At 51.9% G+C, this 21,030-nt stretch carries 22 protein-coding genes; 5 read left to right on the top strand and 17 right to left on the bottom strand.

What is annotated here, in order from left to right:
- Positions 1–125: 125 nt before the first annotated feature.
- From trhO to pyrF, 11 genes are all read right to left on the bottom strand, one after another.
- On the bottom strand, positions 126–1,094 hold the full coding sequence (trhO, locus tag OH144_RS00830) for an oxygen-dependent tRNA uridine(34) hydroxylase TrhO (RefSeq protein WP_266204396.1): 969 nt from the start codon (positions 1,092–1,094) through the stop codon (positions 126–128).
- A gap of 237 nt (positions 1,095–1,331) precedes the next feature.
- Positions 1,332–1,967: a NeuD/PglB/VioB family sugar acetyltransferase gene (locus OH144_RS00825; protein WP_266204395.1), complete on the bottom strand. Its 636-nt coding sequence runs from the start codon at positions 1,965–1,967 to the stop codon at positions 1,332–1,334.
- A gap of 59 nt (positions 1,968–2,026) precedes the next feature.
- Positions 2,027–3,334, bottom strand: coding sequence for a hypothetical protein (locus tag OH144_RS00820; RefSeq protein ID WP_266204394.1), 1,308 nt, complete (start codon positions 3,332–3,334; stop codon positions 2,027–2,029).
- Positions 3,331–4,611, bottom strand: a complete 1,281-nt coding sequence (locus OH144_RS00815) for a DUF2851 family protein (protein WP_266204393.1) — start codon at positions 4,609–4,611, stop codon at positions 3,331–3,333. Before OH144_RS00815 ends, OH144_RS00820 begins: the two co-directional genes overlap by 4 nt.
- Before the next feature lie 107 nt (positions 4,612–4,718).
- Entirely contained in the window at positions 4,719–5,186 is a 468-nt protein-coding gene (locus tag OH144_RS00810; protein ID WP_266204392.1) for a YehS family protein, read from the bottom strand.
- Positions 5,187–5,230: 44 nt separating this feature from the next.
- Complete coding sequence (locus tag OH144_RS00805; RefSeq protein WP_266204391.1) at positions 5,231–5,641, bottom strand: VOC family protein; 411 nt, start codon at positions 5,639–5,641, stop codon at positions 5,231–5,233.
- 32 nt (positions 5,642–5,673) lie between these two features.
- Entirely contained in the window at positions 5,674–6,015 is a 342-nt protein-coding gene (locus OH144_RS00800; RefSeq protein WP_266204390.1) for a zinc ribbon domain-containing protein YjdM, read from the bottom strand.
- 115 nt (positions 6,016–6,130) lie between these two features.
- Entirely contained in the window at positions 6,131–6,649 is a 519-nt protein-coding gene (locus OH144_RS00795) for a hypothetical protein (protein ID WP_266204389.1), read from the bottom strand.
- A 61-nt stretch (positions 6,650–6,710) separates the two neighbouring features.
- Entirely contained in the window at positions 6,711–7,460 is a 750-nt protein-coding gene (locus OH144_RS00790; protein ID WP_266204388.1) for a hypothetical protein, read from the bottom strand.
- Between the two features lie 134 nt (positions 7,461–7,594).
- Positions 7,595–7,948, bottom strand: coding sequence for a hypothetical protein (locus OH144_RS00785; protein WP_266204387.1), 354 nt, complete (start codon positions 7,946–7,948; stop codon positions 7,595–7,597).
- A gap of 246 nt (positions 7,949–8,194) precedes the next feature.
- Positions 8,195–9,022 (bottom strand): orotidine-5'-phosphate decarboxylase, encoded by an 828-nt coding sequence (gene pyrF, locus OH144_RS00780; RefSeq protein WP_266204386.1) that lies wholly within the window; start codon positions 9,020–9,022, stop codon positions 8,195–8,197.
- A gap of 126 nt (positions 9,023–9,148) precedes the next feature.
- Here pyrF and OH144_RS00775 point away from each other — a divergent pair, with 126 nt between their 5' ends.
- Positions 9,149–9,667 (top strand): carboxypeptidase regulatory-like domain-containing protein, encoded by a 519-nt coding sequence (locus OH144_RS00775; protein ID WP_266204385.1) that lies wholly within the window; start codon positions 9,149–9,151, stop codon positions 9,665–9,667.
- Positions 9,668–9,870: 203 nt separating this feature from the next.
- On the opposite strand, the gene OH144_RS00770 is transcribed toward OH144_RS00775, so the two are convergent.
- The 6 genes from OH144_RS00770 to xerD all read right to left on the bottom strand — a co-directional run bounded on the left by OH144_RS00770 (position 9,871) and on the right by xerD (position 17,892).
- Positions 9,871–10,515 carry a LolA family protein gene (locus OH144_RS00770; RefSeq protein ID WP_266204384.1) on the bottom strand — a complete coding sequence of 215 codons (645 nt, stop codon included), beginning with the start codon at positions 10,513–10,515 and terminating at the stop codon, positions 9,871–9,873.
- Positions 10,516–10,542: 27 nt separating this feature from the next.
- Complete coding sequence (locus OH144_RS00765) at positions 10,543–13,143, bottom strand: FtsK/SpoIIIE family DNA translocase (protein ID WP_266204383.1); 2,601 nt, start codon at positions 13,141–13,143, stop codon at positions 10,543–10,545.
- A gap of 75 nt (positions 13,144–13,218) precedes the next feature.
- Complete coding sequence (locus tag OH144_RS00760; RefSeq protein ID WP_266204382.1) at positions 13,219–14,250, bottom strand: quinone-dependent dihydroorotate dehydrogenase; 1,032 nt, start codon at positions 14,248–14,250, stop codon at positions 13,219–13,221.
- 201 nt (positions 14,251–14,451) lie between these two features.
- On the bottom strand, positions 14,452–15,999 hold the full coding sequence (locus OH144_RS00755; protein WP_266204381.1) for a beta-N-acetylhexosaminidase: 1,548 nt from the start codon (positions 15,997–15,999) through the stop codon (positions 14,452–14,454).
- 247 nt (positions 16,000–16,246) lie between these two features.
- Positions 16,247–16,960 carry a VIT1/CCC1 transporter family protein gene (locus OH144_RS00750; protein WP_266204380.1) on the bottom strand — a complete coding sequence of 238 codons (714 nt, stop codon included), beginning with the start codon at positions 16,958–16,960 and terminating at the stop codon, positions 16,247–16,249.
- A 32-nt stretch (positions 16,961–16,992) separates the two neighbouring features.
- Positions 16,993–17,892, bottom strand: a complete 900-nt coding sequence (xerD, locus tag OH144_RS00745) for a site-specific tyrosine recombinase XerD (protein ID WP_266204379.1) — start codon at positions 17,890–17,892, stop codon at positions 16,993–16,995.
- Positions 17,893–18,081: 189 nt separating this feature from the next.
- On the opposite strand from xerD, the gene aroQ reads away from it, so the two are divergent.
- The 4 genes from aroQ to rnhA all read left to right on the top strand — a co-directional run bounded on the left by aroQ (position 18,082) and on the right by rnhA (position 20,899).
- Positions 18,082–18,528: a type II 3-dehydroquinate dehydratase gene (aroQ, locus tag OH144_RS00740; protein WP_266204378.1), complete on the top strand. Its 447-nt coding sequence runs from the start codon at positions 18,082–18,084 to the stop codon at positions 18,526–18,528.
- Between the two features lie 81 nt (positions 18,529–18,609).
- Positions 18,610–19,671, top strand: coding sequence for an aminotransferase class V-fold PLP-dependent enzyme (locus OH144_RS00735; RefSeq protein ID WP_266204377.1), 1,062 nt, complete (start codon positions 18,610–18,612; stop codon positions 19,669–19,671).
- Positions 19,672–19,791: 120 nt separating this feature from the next.
- Positions 19,792–20,352, top strand: coding sequence for a MarC family protein (locus tag OH144_RS00730; protein WP_266204376.1), 561 nt, complete (start codon positions 19,792–19,794; stop codon positions 20,350–20,352).
- 82 nt (positions 20,353–20,434) lie between these two features.
- On the top strand, positions 20,435–20,899 hold the full coding sequence (rnhA, locus tag OH144_RS00725; RefSeq protein ID WP_266204375.1) for a ribonuclease HI: 465 nt from the start codon (positions 20,435–20,437) through the stop codon (positions 20,897–20,899).
- The last annotated feature ends 131 nt before the right edge of the window (positions 20,900–21,030 follow it).

Genomic DNA, 21,030 nt, shown 5'->3' with positions numbered 1-21,030 from the left:
TCTTTTGTCATAAAATCCTTTGCCAAAAAGTCGTGCTACGTGTGTCGTGCTACGTGATACGTGGTTAATTAAACACGAAAAGCGTGGCCGAGTGGGCGCACGCTTTTCTGAGCTTTAGAGAATACTTATACTTGTACGTCAGTTTTCTTCTTGCGGTTGAATCCTTTTAAGGGATTGTAGCCATTCATCTCCTTTTGATAGTAACCGGTGCCGTCGTAAGGGCGTTTTTCCGGGTGCTCTTTGCACGCTGTGGAGCAGGCGCCGTCCAGTTCCCAGCCGCACTTCTCGCAGATGGCCACGTGCAGGTTACATACCGGGTTGGCGCAGTTCACCATGCGGTCGTTCTCGGTGCCGCACACGTGGCAGGTAGAAATAACTTTCGGGTTAACGCTGTTTACGTCTACGGCCACGCGGTTATCAAACACATAGCACTTGCCCTCGAAATCCTCGCCGCCAGCCTCTTTGCCATACTTGATGATACCGCCGTGCAGCTGGTACACATCTTCAAAACCCTGCTCCAGCAAAAAGGCACTCGCCTTCTCGCACTTGATACCGCCGGTGCAGTAGGTCAGTATCTTTTTGTCCCTGAACTTCTCCTTCAGCTCGTCTATCTTCTCCGGAAACTCACGGAAGTTCTCGATATCCAGCGTTACGGCGTTCTTGAAGCGGCCCACGGTATACTCGTAATCCGAGCGCATATCCACTATTACCACGTCCTCGCGGTCTTTCATCTCCTTAAACTCCTTTGGCGCCAGGTGCTTGCCGGTGCGCACGTTCGGGTCTATATGCAACAGGCCAGAGTGTACGATCTCGGCTTTGGTGCGCACATGCAGTTTGGCAAACGCATGCTTGTCCGATTCATCCACTTTAAAGTCGATCTTGGCGAAGCGCGGGTCGGCGTGCAGGGCAGCCATATACTTCTCGCAGTCTTCCTTCAGCCCGGAAACGGTACCGTTCAGGCCTTCTTTGGATACAATGATGCGGCCGAGCAGGTTCAGCTCCAGGCACAACCGGTGGTGTTGCTCACGAAACGCCTCCGGATCCTCGATTGGCGTGTAGCAATAGTACAGGAGTATACTGTAGGGTTTGTTCATAACTGCTTAGTTTCTCGCTAAGTGTTAAATTAATTGTTAATTGCTTGCTCCTTCGGAGCTATTGTTAAATTGTTGGTTCAGGATTTTCAGGATTAAAAGATGAACAGGAGTATCTCCATTCTTATTCACTCATCCACCCCATCACTCATTCAAAATTCCGCCGCAAAAGTATAAACTGCCGTTCGGCCGCAAAATGACTTTTGTCAGTTTTGTAACAGCCTTGGCAAGTATAAAAGTTTACTTTACCGGAGCTGCGGGGTTACCAAACACAGTGGCTTTGGCAGGCACATTGGCCACCACCACAGAGCCGGCGCCCACGCGGGCGTTCTTGCCGATCTTCACCCCGGACACGATGACAGCGCCGGTGCCGATAAAGGCTCCATCTTCCACCACAGCCTCAGCGTTGATGATGGCCCCGGCTCCGATCTCCACAAAATCACCGATCTCGGCGCTAGTATCTACCAGCGCGCGGGCATGGATGATGTTGTTATCGCCTACTTTAGCGTTGTTGCTGATGATGGCGCCCGCCCCCACCAAGTTACCGTGGCCCAGCCAGGCATGCTCCGACACCGCGCTGAAACGGTGAATGGCATTTACCGGCACCACTTCGTGCTCTTGCTTCAGCATCTTGATCAGGCCTTTGCGCGCCGATGAATCCTCCACGGCCACGAACACGTCGCATGTCTTGCCGGCCAGCTTCAGGAACTCATTGTCTTCGGTGTTGCTCATCACCGCCACATTGTTCACCTCCTCCTGCTGCAGCTTCTGGTTATCGTCCAGGAAGCAGTACACGATTACGTTATTGCTGTTAAAGATATCCAATGCTGTGGTACCCAATTTCTGGGCGCCCAATATAATTACCGGATTTTGCATAAGCTCAGTCTTAAATAGGGCGCAAAGGTACAAAAAAGGGAGGGAGTTTAAAAGTATGGCTACGAGAGGCGCAGGCGCTGCAGCAGGCGCTGCGCATACACGTTCTGCAGCAGCAGGTACACCAGGAAGGGCAGGTACACCAGGCGGTAGCGGCTCAGGGTGCCGAAGTTAGGGGTAGAGAGCCCGGTAACGCCCGCCATGACAAGTATGAACACCAGCAACACCACATGCAGCAATTCTATTTTGATACCTGCTCCCTTCCGGAATGCCGACGCAATGGCCATACCTGTGAGCAGCAGAAGTAGCAAATTTTCTAAAGCACTCAGCAAGTACAACGGCTTCCAGGACTCGCCGATGAACGGGCGGTACATGGAGCTGAGGGCGGCTTCAGGGTAATTCAGGAGCATGCTGGGCAGCGTTGGCTCCAGGTTGCCGAGGTTAATGTGCGGGGCGTGCTGCGACCGGTGCAGCAGGGAAGTATAATTGCTCTCCAGGTTCCAAAGTATAAAATCAGGGTTGAAGATGCTTTTCTGCCACATCACCACCAGCACCGCTACACCGGCCAGTGCCAGCAACAGCAGCAGCAGCAGCAGCAGCTGCACCCTCAGCAAGTGCAGCGGCCTGAAGTATACTTTCAGGCGTTGCACCAGCACATAGGCCAGCAGCAAGGGCAGCAGCAAAGCGGCATAAAACAGTTTAATCCTGATGAAAACGTACAGCTGCAGGGGCAGCAGAAGCCATGACCAAACACTTATCCTGTACCCGTGCGCAAAGGCCAGTGCCATTCCAATTACCCAGCACATACTGCCAAACATTACCGGCTCCTTCATCACACCGGAGCTCCAAAGCTCCACTGAAGGGAAGAACAAGAAAGCCACAACCGCCGCTACTTTATACTTTGGGAGCACCCGTGCCAGTACTGCTACGGCATACGCTCCTCCTAAGAAACTGAAAAGCGACAGGTACAGGTTGTTCAGGTAGTACTGGCCGGCTGTCGCCAGGTTAAGCATACTCAGCAGCTTTATAAAGTAAAAGGAGTTGGTAAAGTCCGGATGCTCGGTAAAAGGCAGTGAGGTTCGGAGTGCTTCATTCCCGAACTGGTTAAACAGCAAAAGCTTAAGGTATCCTGTCGTATCCTGCTGCGCATACTCAAGCAACTGAAGTCCGGCGGCATGGTACACATGGGTGTCGCTGTGGCCGGCTAACGTATAGCGAAATACGGCAAAGCCCAGGGCAAAGGCCAACTTCAGCCCCAGTGCCGACCAGAAGTATGGCCTGAGCCGCTGCGCCCACTCCTGCCGGTATAGCCACCAGGTAGTGCCACCCAGTAGAAGCAGGTTAAAAAGGTAAACGAGCAGTAAATTCACAGGGCAGGGCTGTTTTTCATGATCTTGTTGCCTACGGCGCAGCGCATGCAGTTTACAGGGTGGCAATAGCGTTTATAGAGCCCCAGTGCCGCCTGGTTATCGGCCGCAGACTTTGCCCGCCAACCCAGCTCCTCGTAAAGGCGGGTATACTTATTGCTTTCCTCCTTCAGCTGTTCCAGTAAGCTAATGGCTTTATCCAGGTAGGCGCGGTCACCGCTGTGGCTGGCGTAGGCGGCAAGTATAGGCACGGCCACATTAACCACCAAATTCTGCGCGCTGCTTTTGCCCATGCCTTTCGCCAGGGCCTTCTTCTCCCGTCCAAACATGTAATGCTTCTGCCAATACCCTGACACCGCGGCCTGAAAAAGCTGCTCATACTTCTTCATGGTGTCTTTCTCCAGTATTTTCGTGAACAGCGAAGGATGCTGGTGCAACAAGCCGGCAAGCTGCGCCAAACGCACTGTCGGGAAGTTGGCCGGGCGCATGCGCAGGAAATTCCAGTGGTGACGCGGCAAAGGCTCCAGTTTATACTTGTGCTGCAGGAAAGTATACTCCCGCTGCAACTGCTGCGCATATTCGTCTTTGGCATCGGCTAAAAAGCCAGCCTGCCCCAGCAGCAGCGCCTCCAGTTGGGGTAAGTTATGCTGGTGTTTGCGCACCACGTGGAACGGCAGCGATTTGGCCAGTTGCTCAAAGGGCTGCTGGTTAATCTTAAAGCCGAAGCCGCGTAGCAACGCTTGGTAGGCTGCCTGCTCCCAGTCGTTGCCGTAGCTCCGGTATACTTGCAGCACTTCCCCGCCCTTCTCCTCCAGCCGCTCTACCAGCGCCCGCTCCAGCATCAGCACTTTGGTGATCTCCGGCACGCTAGGCCAGAACGGCGCACAGGGAATAGCGTTTTTTGAGTTTTGCAGCTGCTCATATGTTTGCAGCAGGCGCAGGTCCACGCGGTTTTGCAGCACCAGCACCGGCACCATGGTACCATCGGTTCTCAGAACGGGCACATCGGCCTGCCACACTACGTGCAGTACCACCTGGTCATACTTGGGGTCGTGCTGGTGGTTGTGGCGGTGCCAGTCGGAGGCCCGCAGGTGCACCTCCACGCTCCCCGACCACTCTACCTCCCCCACCCGAAGGATGGCTTCCCTGAAATCCGATCCGGCATCAGTATTGTAGAAGCCCGTCCGCAGCACCTCAAGCGGCTCACCGCAGGTGGTGGCCAGCGCGGTTTTGCTGAAGTACTGATGCTGCCAGATGTAGTGCAGGAAATCCTCTTTCATGGTCGGGTTTACACTTCAAGATGCGGAAGGTAAAGTATAAAATCAAGCTAAACAATAACGCCTGCCCCACTTTGGGAACAGGCGTTAATACGGGTGCAGGGCAGTCTTTAGTTTCCTTGGCCCCGGTACCTGATTTGCATGCCGTGCAGGAAGTTGCGCAGGATCTGGTCCTTCAGCGGGCGGTACTGACTCTGGCTGGGATTGCGGAAAAAGGCACTCAATTCATGCTTGCTCAGCCTGAAATCTGCCAGCAACAGGATATCCAGCATGTCTTCGTCCTTCAGGTTAAGGGCGATCTTTAGCTTGCGCAGGATAACGTTGTTGTTCAGGCGCTGCTCCGGCTCGGGTTGCGGCCCTTCCTTTTTGCCGCGCTTCTCGTTGATAAAGCCATTGAGGAAAGCCGCCAACTGTTCATCTTCCATCTCCTTGTACTCCGGGTCGTCTTCTTTCTTCAGCCAATCGCTTACCTCGGCGCGAGTTACCTGCTTCCCGCCCGAGCCAAACAGCTCCATCATTTTCGCATCGCCATAATCGAAGGTATAGCGGATGCGGCGTAGTATATCGTTTTTAGTCATGCTGTATTTCTTGTCGTTTAGGCGCTGCCAACTAATTCATTCATTTATACTTCCAGGTTTAGCTGCCAGGACACGCCATACCTGTCGTTTAGCCAGCCAAACTTTCTGCTGAAGCCGTAATCTCCAAGTGGCATCAGGGCGCTTCCACCCTCCAACAGCCTCTGGTAAAGCATGTCGATCTCCTCCTCGCTCTCGCAGGTAACAAAAATAGACACAGCCGGCGTAAAGCTGAACTGGTGCCCTGCTCCTCCATCCATGGCCCTATACTCCTGCCCTGCCAGTGTAAAGATGGCCTGTTTCACGGTGCCCTCCTCGCCTGCGGGCTCACCCGCTTTAAAGTATTCCACATGCTTTACCTCAGACTCTGTGAAAAGCGAAGTATACAGGTTAATGGCTTCCTCGGCTTTCCCGCTTTGCTCGCCAACGAACAGCAGGTAAGTAGTTGTTTTTTGCATAGAGCTATGGGCTTTTTAATGGAGCGGGCTTACTATGCCTTTTTCACGAATTCAGATTTAAGCCCCATGGAGCCAAAGCCATCGATCTTGCAGTCGATGTTATGGTCTCCCTCTGTCAGTCGTATGTTCTTTACTTTTGTGCCAGCCTTTACAGGCTTTGGAGCGCCTTTTACCGGCAAATCCTTGATCACGACAACCGTATCGCCATCCTGCAGTATGTTTCCGTTCGCATCTACTACCTTCAACCCTGCTTCTTCTTCCACTTCACTTGGGTTCCACTCATTGCCACACTCCGGGCAAGCGTAGGTTTCTTCGCCCATCGCATAGCCATAAGGTGAGTTGCATTTCGGGCATTGTTTCATTTCTTCTGACATGGTAGTATTCTATTTTAATATTTTTGATCTGCTTGTTAAAACGATTAGGACAGGCAACGTGTGAGGCATCAGCCGAAAATGGTGCCTATTCGTGTTAGCTGCTAATTTCTTTCTTTTAATTACATGTAGTATATGGGTTAGAGCATTGCATTTCAGGAGATAGCCAACCCTGCTTAACTTGCCCCTTGTAAAGCACATTAACATAAGCCCATTTTTTATCGAAAGCAGTAACCTGATAAAACAGATTAGGCTGTTCTGGAACTGTTGTACTAACCTTTGAATTTACACTTGCTCCCGACATTAGCTTTATAGGCTTTCTTGGTTCATAATTTCTTGCGTACGTCCCGATGTGTTTACCTTTTTTGACCCATCCCTTAAATTTCTTTCCAGATATAGAATATTCTAAAGTGCCGTAAAAGAAATCAGCGGTTTGATTTGATACACTAAAAGTCAAATAGTCTTCTTCTTCGAAGTCATGCTTAACCGAAGCTACTATTCTTCCATTTGGCTTATCATATATGGTAATGCTGCCCTTATATGCTGGGTTTATGATGACTTCAAGGTTTCCTTCAACTGCATGTGCAATCGAAACAGTTGAAATCAAGAAGAGAACAATAATTAAGAATTGTTTCATGATTACATTATCGGCCAACGGTTTGTATAAAAAGCGAACGAGGCGTAGCCGAAGTATGGTTTTATACCTTGTTGCCAGAAGTAATTTTTGTATTGCTTAAGGTCTCAAGTACTTGGACTATCTTTTCAAGTGTTTCTTCATTTTCTGTTGAGTTGAACGCCATCTCGAGCTTTTGCTGCATAGGGCCTTTAGCCCAACGTACAAACTCATCTGATAACTCTGGCTCATCTTTCAGCTGCTTCACTTGACCTCTCCTTGTCAGCTCAGTAGCGGTTCCTCCTATAAACTCACAGAATCGCAGCGTTGATGCAACACTTTTGCTCTCTTCCCATTCCTTCAGCATATAATTGAAAGCGGGGTGTACCTTTGCAATGGATGTGAACAGCTCCTCAAAATTCCATAAAGCGTCTACTTCTTCTTCATTAATCAGTTGCACCCAGAGTGAGTTGAGGTAATTCAGTATAGCTTCGTACTCGGGCTTTTTCCAGTCTTCCCAGTTGCAGTAGCTTAACTTCTCTATTGCTATCCATGCCTCTATCTCACCCTCCTTGTACTGTGCAATCAACTCAAAAACCCTTGGCAGGAAATGCTTGTAATCATTTACATCACCCCAAGTATAGCAGACTTTGAAAACAAAGAAATGCAACTCTTCTCCTGTGAGTTCTGCCAGTGGTTTAGAAGAAATTATTTGATTCCATTTCGCTACTTCTTTTTCATCATACATAGGGCTGGCTTCCATATTGGAGTTCAGCCTATAGTTGCTAAAGGCAGTATAAAGATTTTGAACAGCTTTTTTGGTTTCTTCAGTCATCACTAATTAATGGCAACGGCTCGTACATACTATGCCCGCAGCGTCAGCAAGGGTTAAGTATGAACATTGTTGGGTGAAACTATTTTTCTTTACACCTATAAATACCTTATAAAATCAAGCAGAGTCAATGGTCATCACAGCTGAATTAGCTTCTTCCTTATTGCTTTATAAAGCATTACTAACAGCAAAAACAAGATAAAAAAGAACAGGAGACCTAAGAACTGGCCTAGCCAAGCATAAGCAATTGCGTCACTTTTACCTCCCCCTAATGTCCACCAGAAAAATGAGCCAAAAACATGAGCGGGAAAAATCGTAAACATGTCAAGGTGAATTCTGTTAAATATTTCTATACTTCGTATAAAAGATGAAATATGCACATCACCTACCAGTTCATATGTTCCTAAAAGAACGTACAGAAAAGCTATTACAGCTGCTGTCACAAAGTCTCTGCTGTTTACAATTTCCATTCTGCTCTTTTTATAATTCATAGTTACACCCAACTATAGTATATAAGGAACTCCTCCGGTTATCCCCCAAATCCGGCGGCTATACGGAACCGGACTAACGAATATACTAGAAGCTATCTCAAAAATACCTCAGGTTAGCTAATTCTGCTTTGAGATCACCATGAAAAGTAGCTCTAAAGGCACGTACTGTAGGAGTACAGTTGATCGCACTTATTGTACTTTTTATTTTTGAGATAGCTTCTAGACATATCTTTTGCACCTTAATCGCTACCCCACTACCAACTCTTCCAGTAGCACCTCCATTTCGCGCTGCACGGCAAAAGCGGCTTCTCTCGCTCTTTCAGCAAAATCGTAGCCGGAGGAGGCGTAGATAATGGCGCGGGAGGAGTTTACCAAAAGGCCGCACTGGCGGTTCATGCCGAGGCGCGATATCTCTTCCAGGTTGCCGCCCTGCGCGCCCACACCCGGCACCAGCAGGAAATTGTCGGGGGCTACCTGGCGCACGCGCTGCACGTACTCGGCCTGCGTGGCGCCTACCACGTACATCAACTGGTCAGGATTGCCCCACTCCTGGCTGGTTCTGAGCACCTGCTCAAACAGGTATTCTTCGTTTCCGTCCTCCAGGCGCAGCATCTGAAAATCCTGGCTGCCGGCGTTGGAGGTCAGGGCCAGCAGAATCACCCACTTGCCGGCCTGCGTCAGGAAAGGCTTCACGGAGTCCGCTCCCATGTAGGGGGCCACCGTAATGGAGTCAAAATCCATGTTCTCGAAAAAGGCCCTGGCATAAAGCTCCGAGGTGTTGCCAATATCACCGCGCTTGGCATCGGCAATTGTGAAAATATCCTGCGGAATTACCTGCAATGTTTTTTGCAGACTTACCCAGCCCTGCGGCCCCTGTGCCTCATAAAAAGCAATGTTAGGCTTGTAAGCCACACAAAGGTCGGCGGTAGCCTCTATGATCTGGCGGTTAAATTCAAACACCGGGTCCTCCTGGTCCAGCAGGTGCTGCGGGAGTTTCAGCGGATCGGTATCGAGGCCGATACACAAGTATGATTTCTTGGTCAGAATCTGCTCGAAAAGCTGCTCTCTAGTCATGGTTTACAGGCGTGGTTGGTTTTTACAAAAGTATGAATTTGCTTCAGAGGCCGAAACTTTCCGGTTCCTTTCCTGTATTTGCAACCTATCTTTATGTTAAAGGGTCTATAGATTAAAGTAAAAGACATGAAAGTAGCCTCCTCCTTGCTTACCCTTGCCTTTTCGGCACTTCTCTTTGGCGGGTGCAGCAAAGCCGACAGCGAGGCAACTCCGAACCGCTGGATAAACAACACAGCGGAGCTGATGCAGCAGAACAAGAAGAAAGTTACCATTTCCCAGGGCATTACCGGCACGCTCACGCTGATAGAAGGTAATTGCATGCCCATCATCGGGCCGAACAGCACCTGCAAAGAGTATCCGGTCAGGCGAAAGGTTGTTATCTACCCTTACACCACCATGCAAGAGGCTAGGCAACATGACTTTGTCTACTATATCATAGCCGCCAAACCTGTTTTAACCGTGGAGTGCGATGCCGATGGTTTTTACCAGGCCAGGCTGGCTACGGGCACCTACTCTGTGTTTATCCAGGAAAACGGGAAACTGTATGCCAATGGCCTTGACGGACAGGGCGGCTTAAACCCGGTGCGTGTGGAGGAGGATGAGGTGGTAAATTTCAACCTCCGACTGAATTATGCGGTTTATTAACTGATGTTGCGCTAAGTGTACGGTTCGTGAAAGTATAAATCAAGCCATCAACGCAAGCTGAAAGCTTGCTCTATGGCAAACCACAAGTTGAAAACTCGCGGCAGGAATGTTTGCGTTGCACCAAACAACGGCCCCAAAGTATAAAAAGCAAAAAGGCTACCCCAATCAGGAGCAGCCTTTTTAGTATTATAAATCGGTTGGCTTTATCTTAAATCTACCACGCTTACGCCTTTATACTTGGCCTTGTTAAAAGTGAAGGCATCGGTGGCAAGCGCTGGGTTTGCCTCAAAGTTGCTGATGGTGTACGTATAGCGGTTGCCATTATTACGGAACATCTGCCAGCTCTTCAAAGTCTTGTCTTTCTGGCTAATGTACAGGCGCACTTTATAGATCGGGTTTTTGCGGTCTTCCGGCGCAAGCTCCACCACATCATGCTTCACGCCTCCCACCGTCTCGGTGCCCGCATAGGCATACTTGTAGCCTTTCTTATACATGTCGAAGATCTTACTTGGGGCCATGGCCTCTGCCTCTTCGTCTGACTCAGTAATGGTTACCTCGTTGGCATCCTTCAGGAAAGTATACAGGGTCTTGCCATCGCTGATGATCTCCTGCCCGCTCACTCCCAGTCTATACTTTTCGCCGCTCACGGTAATGCTGCCGTTCATGGTTTCCTTCACCTTGGCCGATGGGTTTTCCAGTGTCTGGGCAAAATCAGCTTTGAAGGCTTTCATAGAGCGGTACTTCTGGCTCATGGCGTTAAGTATCTTGGTCGCCTCAGGGTCTTGCTGTGCCTGGGCCACCGATACGAACATCAGTGCAACCAGCAGTAAAGAGAGTAATTTTTTCATGTCGTGTGTAAAGTACTTTTTAGGTTTCTACCCAAGCGTATTCAATAACTGTTCCAAACTGTACTCATCGGTAATTAAAACTTCGCGGGCCTTGCTCCCCTCAAACGGACCTACTATTCCGGCACTTTCCAGTTGGTCAATCAGGCGACCGGCGCGGTTGTAGCCCAGCTTCAGGCGGCGTTGCAGCAGCGAGGTGCTTCCCTGCTGATGCTGCACAATTACGCGGGCGGCTTCCTCAAACAAAGGATCGCGGTTACTCGGATCAAAATCGGCTTTATCGTTTCCGCCCTCGTCGCCCACAAACTCTGGCAGCAAGTACGCATCGCTGTAGCCCTGCTGCTCCCCAATGTGGTCGCAGATTCTGTCCACTTCCGGCGTATCCACAAAAGCACACTGGATACGGATCATATCTGAGCCGATGGAGAAGAGCATATCCCCCTGGCCGATCAACTGATCAGCACCACCGGCATCAAGAATGGTGCGGGAGTCGATCTTGGAGGTTACTTTAAAAGAGATACGCGCCGGGAAGTTGGCTTTGATGATACCCGTGATCACGTTCACCGACGGACGCTGTGTGGCCACCACCAGGTGTATACCGATGGCACGGGCCAGCTGCGCAAGGCGGGCAATCGGCGTTTCCACCTCTTTACCGGCCGTCATCATCAGGTCGGCCAGCTCGTCTATCACCAGCACAATGTAGGGCATAAAACGGTGACCCTTCTGCGGGTTCAGCTTGCGCTCCACAAACTTGCGGTTATACTCTTTCAGGTTACGGCAGCCGGCATCCTTCAGCAGGTCGTAGCGCATATCCATTTCCATACACAGCGAGTTGAGCGTGTTCACCACCTTTTTCGTGTCGGTGATGATGGCCTCGTCGGTATCGGGCAGCTTGGCCAGGAAGTGGCGCTCTATCTTGTTGAACAGCGAGAGTTCCACCTTCTTCGGATCGACCAGCACGAACTTAAGCTGCGATGGGTGGCGCTTGTAAAGCAGCGAGGTCAGGATGGTGTTCAGGCCTACGGACTTACCCTGTCCCGTGGCACCCGCCATGAGCAAGTGAGGCATCTTAGCCAAATCGGTAATGAAAACTTCGTTGGTGATGGTCTTGCCAAAAGCGATCGGCAGGTCCATATCGCTCTTCATGAACTTCTCCGTGGAAAGTATGGAGCGGATGGAAACCATCTCTTTCTTCGTGTTCGGCACCTCGATACCGATGGTACCCTTGCCCGGGATCGGCGCAATGATACGGATACCCAGGGCCGCTAAGCTCAGGGCAATGTCATCCTCCAGGTTCTTGATCTTGGAGATACGTACCCCGGCATCCGGCACGATCTCGTATAGGGTAACTGTAGGGCCGATGGTGGCTTTAATGCTGGCGATGCCGATGTTATAATGGCCCAACGTGGCCACGATCTTGTCTTTATTCTCCTCCAGCTCTTCCTTGGTTACCTGTATCTTATTGGTACCGTAGTCGTTCAGCAGCTCGATGTTCGGGTACTGGTACCGGGCCAGGTCCAGCGTGGGGTCATAGTTCTCCATATCACCGACGAGAGTTTCCTCCTCCGGTGTCTCCTCAATCTGCAGGGCCATCTCTGGCTCTTCTTCCAGTTCATCCTCCAGCTCCAGGTCTTCGGGAAGATCTATGTCCAGTTCCAGTGATGGCGAATCATTCTTGGCAGGCGGTTCCGGCTTTTTCTGTTGCTCCAGTGCGTGCAGCTCCATCTCCAGCGCACGGTTTATTTCCTCGTCGTCCTCGTCGAAGGGTGCTTCGTCCTCCTCTTCTTCATACTCCAGAGAGGCGGTAGGGTCAGTGTTGTGGTTGATGTTATTTGTTTTAGCGCCCAGCACATCGCCCAGGCTTTCGGCGTAGTTCTTCTGTGCGCCAGCGCCTTCCGTAGCCAGGGCAGGTTTAGCGCTGCCCCAGTTTATACTTGTAACGTTAAAGAAACTCACCACAAATACCAGCAGCAGGAAGCCCAGCAGCAACCACGAACCCCAGCCAATCAGGCTGTTGAGCCAGATGGCCGCCTCAATGCCCACGGCGCCTCCCAAGAAGCCGTACTGCCCGATCGTACCCAAAGAGAAGACGATGTAGCCCATCATCAGACTCAGCCACAGCATGCTGAAGCTACACAAGCCCAGCACATAGCTTAGCGACACGCTTACGCGCTTAAACACGATCTTGGAGCCCGTAAAGAACAGCACAGGTATAAGAAAGAAGGCACCAATGCCCACCAGGTCATTGATGAAGAAGTGCGAAATCCAGGCACCCACCAAACCCAGCCAGTTCTCTGCCTCCTGCCCCGACTCCTTCAGGCCTGTGCCGCTCACGGTTTCCACCACGCTTTGGTCGGCGTTGCCGGTAAAGAGGTAAGACACAAAGGCAATGGTCAGGAAAAAGGAGATAAGCAGGAACGTGAAGCCGGCCGAGAGCTTAAAGCGGCGGTCGTGCAGGAACCCGATTCTTAGATTAATCCGGGGTCTTGGAATCCGGAAAGACCATTTTTTCTTCTCCTTCCTCGGCTTCTGCCCCTTCGGCACATTTGCCCCACGCGGCTCATTCTTACCGCGCACCTCATTCTTCCGTCCTGCTTGCAGCGTGTCGTCTCTGTACGTGTTCTTGGCCATACCCTCAGCTATCGTTAGAATCCCAAATTTACACTTTTTCGTGGCAATGCCTTAGCCTTGCCACCCGAATGTAGCTTATCTGGAAAGTAATTTTTTATTGATCTGGCTTACCAGGGAGGGGCCCTCGTAGATGAAACCGGTGTAAAGCTGCACCAGGTCGGCACCGGCGTTCACTTTATCGATCGCGTCCTGCGCCGTCATGATGCCACCCACCCCGATCAGACGAATTTCAGGGGGCAAAAACGTGCGCAGGTGCTGTATTATTTGTGTGGATGGTGTCGTCAGTGGCTTTCCGCTCAGGCCGCCCATGCCGATCTCCTGCACCCGCGCCTCCGCCGTTTGCAGGCCCTGGCGGCTGATGGTGGTGTTCGTGGCGATGATGCCGCTGAGCTTGGCTTCCTGAGCGATCGCGATGATGTCGTTGAGCTGGTCCAGGTTCAGGTCCGGGGCTATTTTGAGCAGCAGTGGTTTGGGGGTGCCCATCTTCTGGTTCTCCTCCTGCAGCGACACCAGCAGCCTCTGTAGCGGCTCCTTGTCCTGCAGGGCGCGCAGGTCCGGCGTGTTGGGCGAGCTCACGTTCACCACAAAGTAATCCACCACGTGGAACAGTGCCCTGAAGCAGTACAAGTAGTCGCTGAGCGCCTCCTCGTTTGGCGTCACCTTGTTCTTGCCAATGTTGCCGCCCACGATGATATTGCTCTTGCGCTGCTCCAGCCTCCGCACGGCAGCGTCCACGCCCTGGTTGTTGAAGCCCATGCGGTTGATGATGGCTTGGTCCTGCGGCAGGCGGAACAGGCGCGGCTTGTCGTTACCAGCCTGTGGTTTCGGCGTCAGGGTGCCGATTTCCACAAAGCCAAAGCCCAGTTCGGCCAGTTCGTCCACCAGCATCGCGTCCTTATCAAAGCCTGCAGCCAGGCCCACCGGGTTCGGGAACCTTAGGCCAAACAACTCGCGCTCCAGCCTCGTGTCCTCCACCTTAAACATACTTTCGGCAATGCTTTTAGCAAAAGGCAGTCTCAGGGAGGCGCGCAGGGCGTCGGTAGACAGGTAATGCACTTTTTCAGGGTCGAGCTGGAAAAGCAGCGGGCGCAGCAGGCTTTTATACACGGCGTATCAGGTTAGGTTATACTTGCCTGCAAAGATAGGATTAGGATTTAATGATTGTTGGGTAAAGCGGATCTTTTAGATAAGCAAGCTCTGAGGAGGGCCACTTTGCCTCCTGCCCCACCCTGAGCCAGCAGAAGAATCTCTCCCTTGCCTGCGCTAGCAAAGCTGCCCGGATTCAGAAACAGTTTGTGTCGCCCTTCTTTACTTCTCCGCCGTCCATTGCTCAAAATTACGGAAATAGGCAGCTCCCCAATACTCATACCGCGGGATGATGGCTTGTTCAAGCCTCCTTTTGAAGTCCTGGTAATCTCTCTTGTGGCGTGGGGACCAGAGCACCTCACTCAGGGCCGTCATTCTTGGGAAGATCATGTACTCCACCTTGGCCGGGCTACCCATGTATTCGGTCCATACATTGCCTTGCGCGCCTATGATGTAGTGGTCCAGGTTGAGTTTGCGCAGCGTGTCAGGCACCGGCTCAAAAGCGTATACCGCATCTACCGGATTGTAACCATGAATGGCCAGGCTGTCGCTGGGGTCTTTGGACTGGTAGTGGTCAAAGTACAGCGGCTTGCCCGGCGACATGATCACCTGGTGCCCACGCGTAGCAGCGGCTATACCTTCCTTCTCCCCTCCCCAGTTCATGATCAGGGTGGAGGTGTTCAGGTCGCCTTCCAGTATCTCGTGCCAGCCAATTACTTTCTTGCCTTTGGCGTTGAGGTATCCGGCCACCTGCTCCACAAAGTAGGTCTGCAGCCCCTTCTCATCTTTCAGGTTGTGGTCTTGGATAAACTGCTGCGAAACCGGGTCAGCTTTCCACCACATTTTGCTGCACTCATCCCCACCCAGGTGGAAGTACGGGGCCGGAAACAGCTCTGCCACCTCTTGAAAAACCGTCTCCAGGAACTTAAAGGTAGCGGGGTTTGGCTGCAGCACGTTGTTCTGGCGGTTGTACATGCCCCAGGTGGTCGCCACATTCCAGGTAGTATCGGGGCGGGTGCTAAACTCCGGATAGGCCGCTATGGTAGCCCGGCTATGGCCAGGTATGTCTATTTCAGGAATGATACTGATCCCGCGGACTGCTGCATAGCGAATTACCTCGCGCACCTCCTCCTTGGTGTAATAGCCGCCATAGCGGGTCGAGTCATAGCGGGCGGGCGCATCTTTAAAGTGGCCAATCAGGGTTGCCTCGCGCCAGGAACCGATGGTGTTAAGTTTGGGGTAAGACTCTATTTCGATGCGCCACCCCTGGTCGTCGGTCAGGTGCCAGTGGAAGGTGTTGAATTTATGGAAGGCAAGGTAGTCGATATACTTTTTGATGAACTCAAGCGGAAACATATGCCGTACCACGTCCAGGTGCATGCCCCTGTAGGAAAAGCGCGGATAGTCTTTTATCTCCACGTTAGGAATCCTCACTTCGGCTACCTGCTCCAGCGGGAAGAGCTGCAGCAGTGTCTGGATACCGTATACCATACCGCCTGTATCTTTAGCCCTGATGATGACATCTTTACCCGAAACGGTTAAGGTATACATTTCCGCCTTTGTGATAGCCCGCCCACCAAACAGCAGGCGTATGCGGTGGCTGGCAGCGCTTTTCTGCCGGTTGTTCGGCTGTAGGGCCAGGCGCATCCCGGTCTGGGCAGCCAGCATTTCCTCCAGATAAGCGGCCTGGTCCGCAAACTGCGCATCATACACAATCTGTGCTTCCCGGTTAATGGTGACATGCCCTCTACCCTTCTGGTTAACCTGCACAGGTGCAGGCGTAATGTCTCCTATGGATTGGGGTAGTGCGAGAAAAGGAATAAAGAGAAATAAAACAAACGTAAGGCTGCAAAGAGATCGCTTCATTTGATGTATCAGGGTGTAGTAAGTATAAAGATTGCTGTGCATCCGGCACTAACGTGAATAACTGCTCTGGGGCAAAGATATTGTAATCTGATTAGTTGGCCAGCTGGTTCAGGAAACTTAAAGCAAGTATAAAAGTACAGATGCAACCGCATCACCTGAACAGGTTTTCCAGAAAATCCCCGGCGAAGTAGGCTAGGATGGCTGCTATGCCGCCAAGAAAGAGTGTTTCAGCCACGCCCTGCAGCACATTTTTGTTGTTGACCGCGCTCTTGAGCACCCCGATTATACTTAGCGCCACGCCCGTGAGCAGGCAGGCGTAGAGAAACAGGTTGTCCTGACTGGTATTAAAGAGCAAGGCAAAAACATAAGCTGCCAAAGGTATGAACCCTATCAGCAGGAAAGAGAAAAAGGTCATGCCGGCCGTTTGGTAAGGAGATTTGCGGTCTTTGGATAGCTCCAGTTCCTCCTTCATCATCGTATCCACCCATACGTCCCTGTTAGAAGTGATCACGCCCACCACCTGCTCCAGCAGCTCCCCCTCAAATCCTTTCTTCCGGTAAATGTCGCGGATCTCCTCCACCTCTGTCTCCCGCAGGTTCTCGATCTCCCAGTACTCTGTGGCTTTATGCTTGTCGTAGGCATCCACGCTTGCCTTGGAAGAGAAAAAGTTGCCTACCGACATGGAGAAGCCATCTGCCACCAGGTTGGCAAAACCAAGTATGATGACCACCGGAATATCAAAATTGGCACCTGTGGCACCGGCCACCACGGCAAAGGTGGTAATGGCTCCGTCTATGCCACCGTACACAAATTCGGGCAGAAACTCCTTAAAACCGGACCCGTTGGTTGCGTGTGGTTCTGCCATCGTTGTGTGCGCTTAGCTATACTTATACTTTATCAGCTTCGTGGGTGGTAATCCTTAATTACCTGCTTGAGGTAATCGCGGTCGAGGTGGGTGTAAATCTCAGTGGTGGTGATGGACTCGTGGCCCAGCATCTCCTGCACGGCGCGCAGATCGGCACCGCCCTCAATTAGGTGCGTGGCAAAGGAGTGGCGGAAGGTGTGGGGGCTCACCGTTTTCTGGATACCGGCCTTTGCTGCCAAATCTTTGATAATGGTGAATACCATCACGCGCGTCATTTTAGCGCCCCGGCGGTTGAGGAAGAGGATATCCTCATGCCCTTTCTTGATGTTGAGGTGGCAGCGGATGCCCTCGCGGTAAAGTTTTATGTGCTTCAGCGCATCGCGCCCGATCGGCACCAGGCGCTCTTTCTCTCCTTTACCGGAAATCTTTAGGAACCCGGCATCTTCATACAAATTGCTGATGCGCAGGTCCAGCAGCTCCGAGACGCGGAGGCCGGAGCTATAGAGCGTTTCCAGCATAGCGCGGTTGCGGGTGCCCTCGGGCGTGGAGAGGTCGATGGCCGCCAGCAACTCCTCAATCTCATGGAAGGCGAGCGTGTCGGGCAATTTCCGGCTCAGCTTCGGGGCCTCGATGGTGTCGGTGGGGTCGGTCTGCATCATGTCCTCCATGATGAGGAACTTGTAAAAGGCGCGGATGCCGGAGAGGGTACGGGCCTGCGAGTGCGGCGTCATGCCCAGCTCGTTTATCCACTCCAGGAAATCACGAAGTATGGCCGGCGTTATATCCTCCGGGGATACCTGCAGCCCGCGCGCATCCAGGAACTCGACCAATTTGCGCACATCGCGCCCGTAAGCCTCCACCGAGTGGCGCGAGAGCGACTTCTCCAGTTTCAGGTATTCCTCGAATTGCTTGCTGCAGATGCGCCAGTTCACGGTTGGGAGTTTGGGAGTTAGAGAGTTTAGGAGTTAGAGAGTTAGAGAGTTTTGAATGAGGGAATCTTAATCCTGCGCATTCTTTCATCCTGATCCAACAATTTAGCTGCCCAACAATTAAACAATTATTATCAAGCAAAGATAGTTAATCCTTACCTTTGTAGCTTTGGAAATTTGGATACTTTAACTATGAAGATACTCATCCTGAACGGCCCGAACCTGAATTTGCTGGGGGTGCGCGAGAAATCGGTGTACGGCAACCGCTCCTTCGAAGATTATTTTGAGGAGCTGCAAGCGGCGTTCCCGGCGCTGGAGCTTTCGTATTTCCAGTCGAACACGGAAGGCGTACTGATTGATAAGCTGCACGAGGTGGGCTTTAGCTACAAGGGCATCGTGTTTAATGCCGGTGCCTATACCCATACGTCGGTGGCCATATCGGATGCCATCAGGGCCATCGACACGCCGGTGGTGGAAGTGCATATTTCCAATATCCACGCCCGGGAGGCGTGGCGGCAGAAAAGTATGATCGCGCCTTACTGCAAAGGCAGCATCAGCGGCTTCGGACTGGAAAGCTATCGGCTTGCGCTACAATATTTTGAGCGCCTGAAGCCGAAACAGATCGGCTTTAATGTATGATTTCCGCAACCTGCACCGTTATAGGTTCGTTAAATACAATTTTTATAATATAGCATAAAAGCTATATCAAATCACCGTCCCATGCTCAACTTCTATCCCGGCCCCTCTAAAGTTTACCCTGAAGTACGCACCTATCTTGTAGACGCGTATGACGAGGGCATTCTGAACACTCCACACCGGGGTGAGCAATTTGTGCAGGTGTCGCGGGCGGTGGTGGGCTCTATCAAGCGCAAGCTCAACATCCCGCAGGATTACTACATTTTCTTCGCTACCTCGGCCACCGAGTGCTGGGAAATCCTGATACAGAGCCTTACCAAGCAGAAGAGCTTCCATATTTACAACGGCTCGTTCGGGGAGAAGTGGTTTGAATACGCCAAGAAGCTGCGCCCCGAAGCGGAGGGCTTCCAGTTCGACTTTAATGAGCCGATGCCGGTGAGCGAGCTGCAGATCAGCGCCGACACCGAACTGATCTGCTTTACGCAGAACGAGACATCCAACGGCACCCAGGTAAGCCCTACCACCATCCTGAACCTGCACAACCGCTTCCGCGACACCCTGATTGCGGTGGATGCCACCTCCTCCATGGCTGGCCTGAACCTGAAGCTGATCAAGGCCGACATCTGGTTTGCCTCGGTGCAGAAGTGCTTTGGCCTGCCGCCAGGGCTGGCTGTGATGGCCTGCTCGCCCCGCTCTATTTTCAGGGCGAAGAAGATGGCTGAGCGCAACCACTACAACAGCCTGGTGCCGATCTATGAGAAGATGCTGAACTACCAGACCACGCATACGCCCAACGAGCTCAACATTTACCTGCTCAAGCGCATGCTCGAGGACCGGCCGTTTATCAAAGGCATCGACCAGCACCTGACCGACCGTGCGCAGGACCTTTATACTTTCTTTGAGCAGTTTGCCGATTTCAGGCCGCTGATAGAGAACGAGGAGGTGCGGTCCAAGACCGTGCTAACGCTGCAGGGCAACGATAAAATGGTGGATGATGCCAAGAAGCGCGCCCTGCACCACAACATACGCCTGGGCAACGGCTACGGCACCTGGGCCCGCACCACATTCCGCATCGCCAACTTCCCGGCCATACAGGATGAGGAGTACGAAGAGCTGAAGCGCTTTTTCCTGCATTATTACGCCTGATTGGAGTTAGACAGTTTGGGAGTTAGCGAGTTTAGGAGTTCTTTTGCATTTTAATAGTGAAGGCTTCCTGAACCATAACTAACTCTTTAACTTTATAACTCTCTAACTCATTAATCTACTGTGTTTAGCATAAAAGAAATCGCATCGGTTACGCTCACGCTGTTTGCCGTGATCGATATCATCGGCTCCATCCCGATCATCATAAACCTGCGCAAGCGCGAGGGCAGGATCGAGTCAGAGAAGGCCACCATTATTTCAGGCATCCTGATGATCGCGTTCCTGTTTCTGGGGCAGTCTATCCTGAAGCTCTTCGGCATCGACTTTGAGTCGTTTGCCATGGCCGGTGCCATTATCATCTTCCTGATCGGCCTGGAGATGATCCTGGGCAAGGACTTTTTCCATACCGATCCGGATGCCAAAAGCGGCTCCATTGTGCCGCTGGCCTTCCCGCTCATCGTGGGTGCCGGCACCATGACGACGCTGCTCTCGCTGCGGGCCGCCTACTCGCTGCCCAACGTTCTGGTAGGTATTGTGCTCAACCTGGTATTCGTGTACATCGTGCTCAAGTCCAGCAGCTGGATAGAGGCTAAACTGGGCAAGGGCGGGGCAGACGTGCTGCGCAAGGTCTTCGGCGTTATCCTGCTGGCCATCGCCATCAAACTGTTTAAGACTAATCTGTAATTTTGAATGAGCGATTGAGTGGATGAGTGAATCTTTTAACATTCTCTCATTCATTCAATCGCTCATTCACTCATTAAAAAATATGATCGAACTATACACTGACGGAGCCTCACGCGGAAACCCGGGACCAGGTGGCTACGGCACTATTTTGCGCTGGAAACAGCACGAGAAAGAGCTGACGGAGGGGTTCCGGAAGACAACCAACAACCGCATGGAGCTGCTGGCCGTGATCAAAGGGCTGGAGGCGATTACCAAGCCGGGCATGCCGGTTACCGTTTACTCCGACTCCAAGTATGTGGTGGATGCCGTGGAGAAGGGCTGGGTGTTCGGCTGGCAGAAGAAAGGCTTTAAAGGCAAAGCCAACGCCGATCTGTGGGGCCGCTTCCTGCGCGTGTACCCGAAGCACAAGGTAAAGTTCGTATGGATACGCGGCCACGCCGGCCACCCCGAGAACGAGCGCTGCGATGTGCTGGCTGTAAACAGCGCCCTCTCCCCTAACCTGCTCGTAGACCAGGGCTTTGAGTCGGGTGCCTACCTGCCGAGCTGATTCAATTTTGAATGAGTGATTGAGCGGATAAGCGAATTATTTTTTATCCCTCGAAAAGAATCAGCTTAAGCAACTGTTAAAGGCATCATACTTTCTTCCGGGAATCCTGTGTGTTGATTCCAAACCCATTA

It is taken from the genome of Pontibacter kalidii, assembly GCF_026278245.1.
GTDB classification, from domain to species: domain Bacteria; phylum Bacteroidota; class Bacteroidia; order Cytophagales; family Hymenobacteraceae; genus Pontibacter; species Pontibacter kalidii.
The sequence above is the reverse complement of the archived record's forward strand: the minus strand, read 5'-3'. Positions and strand labels throughout refer to the sequence as shown.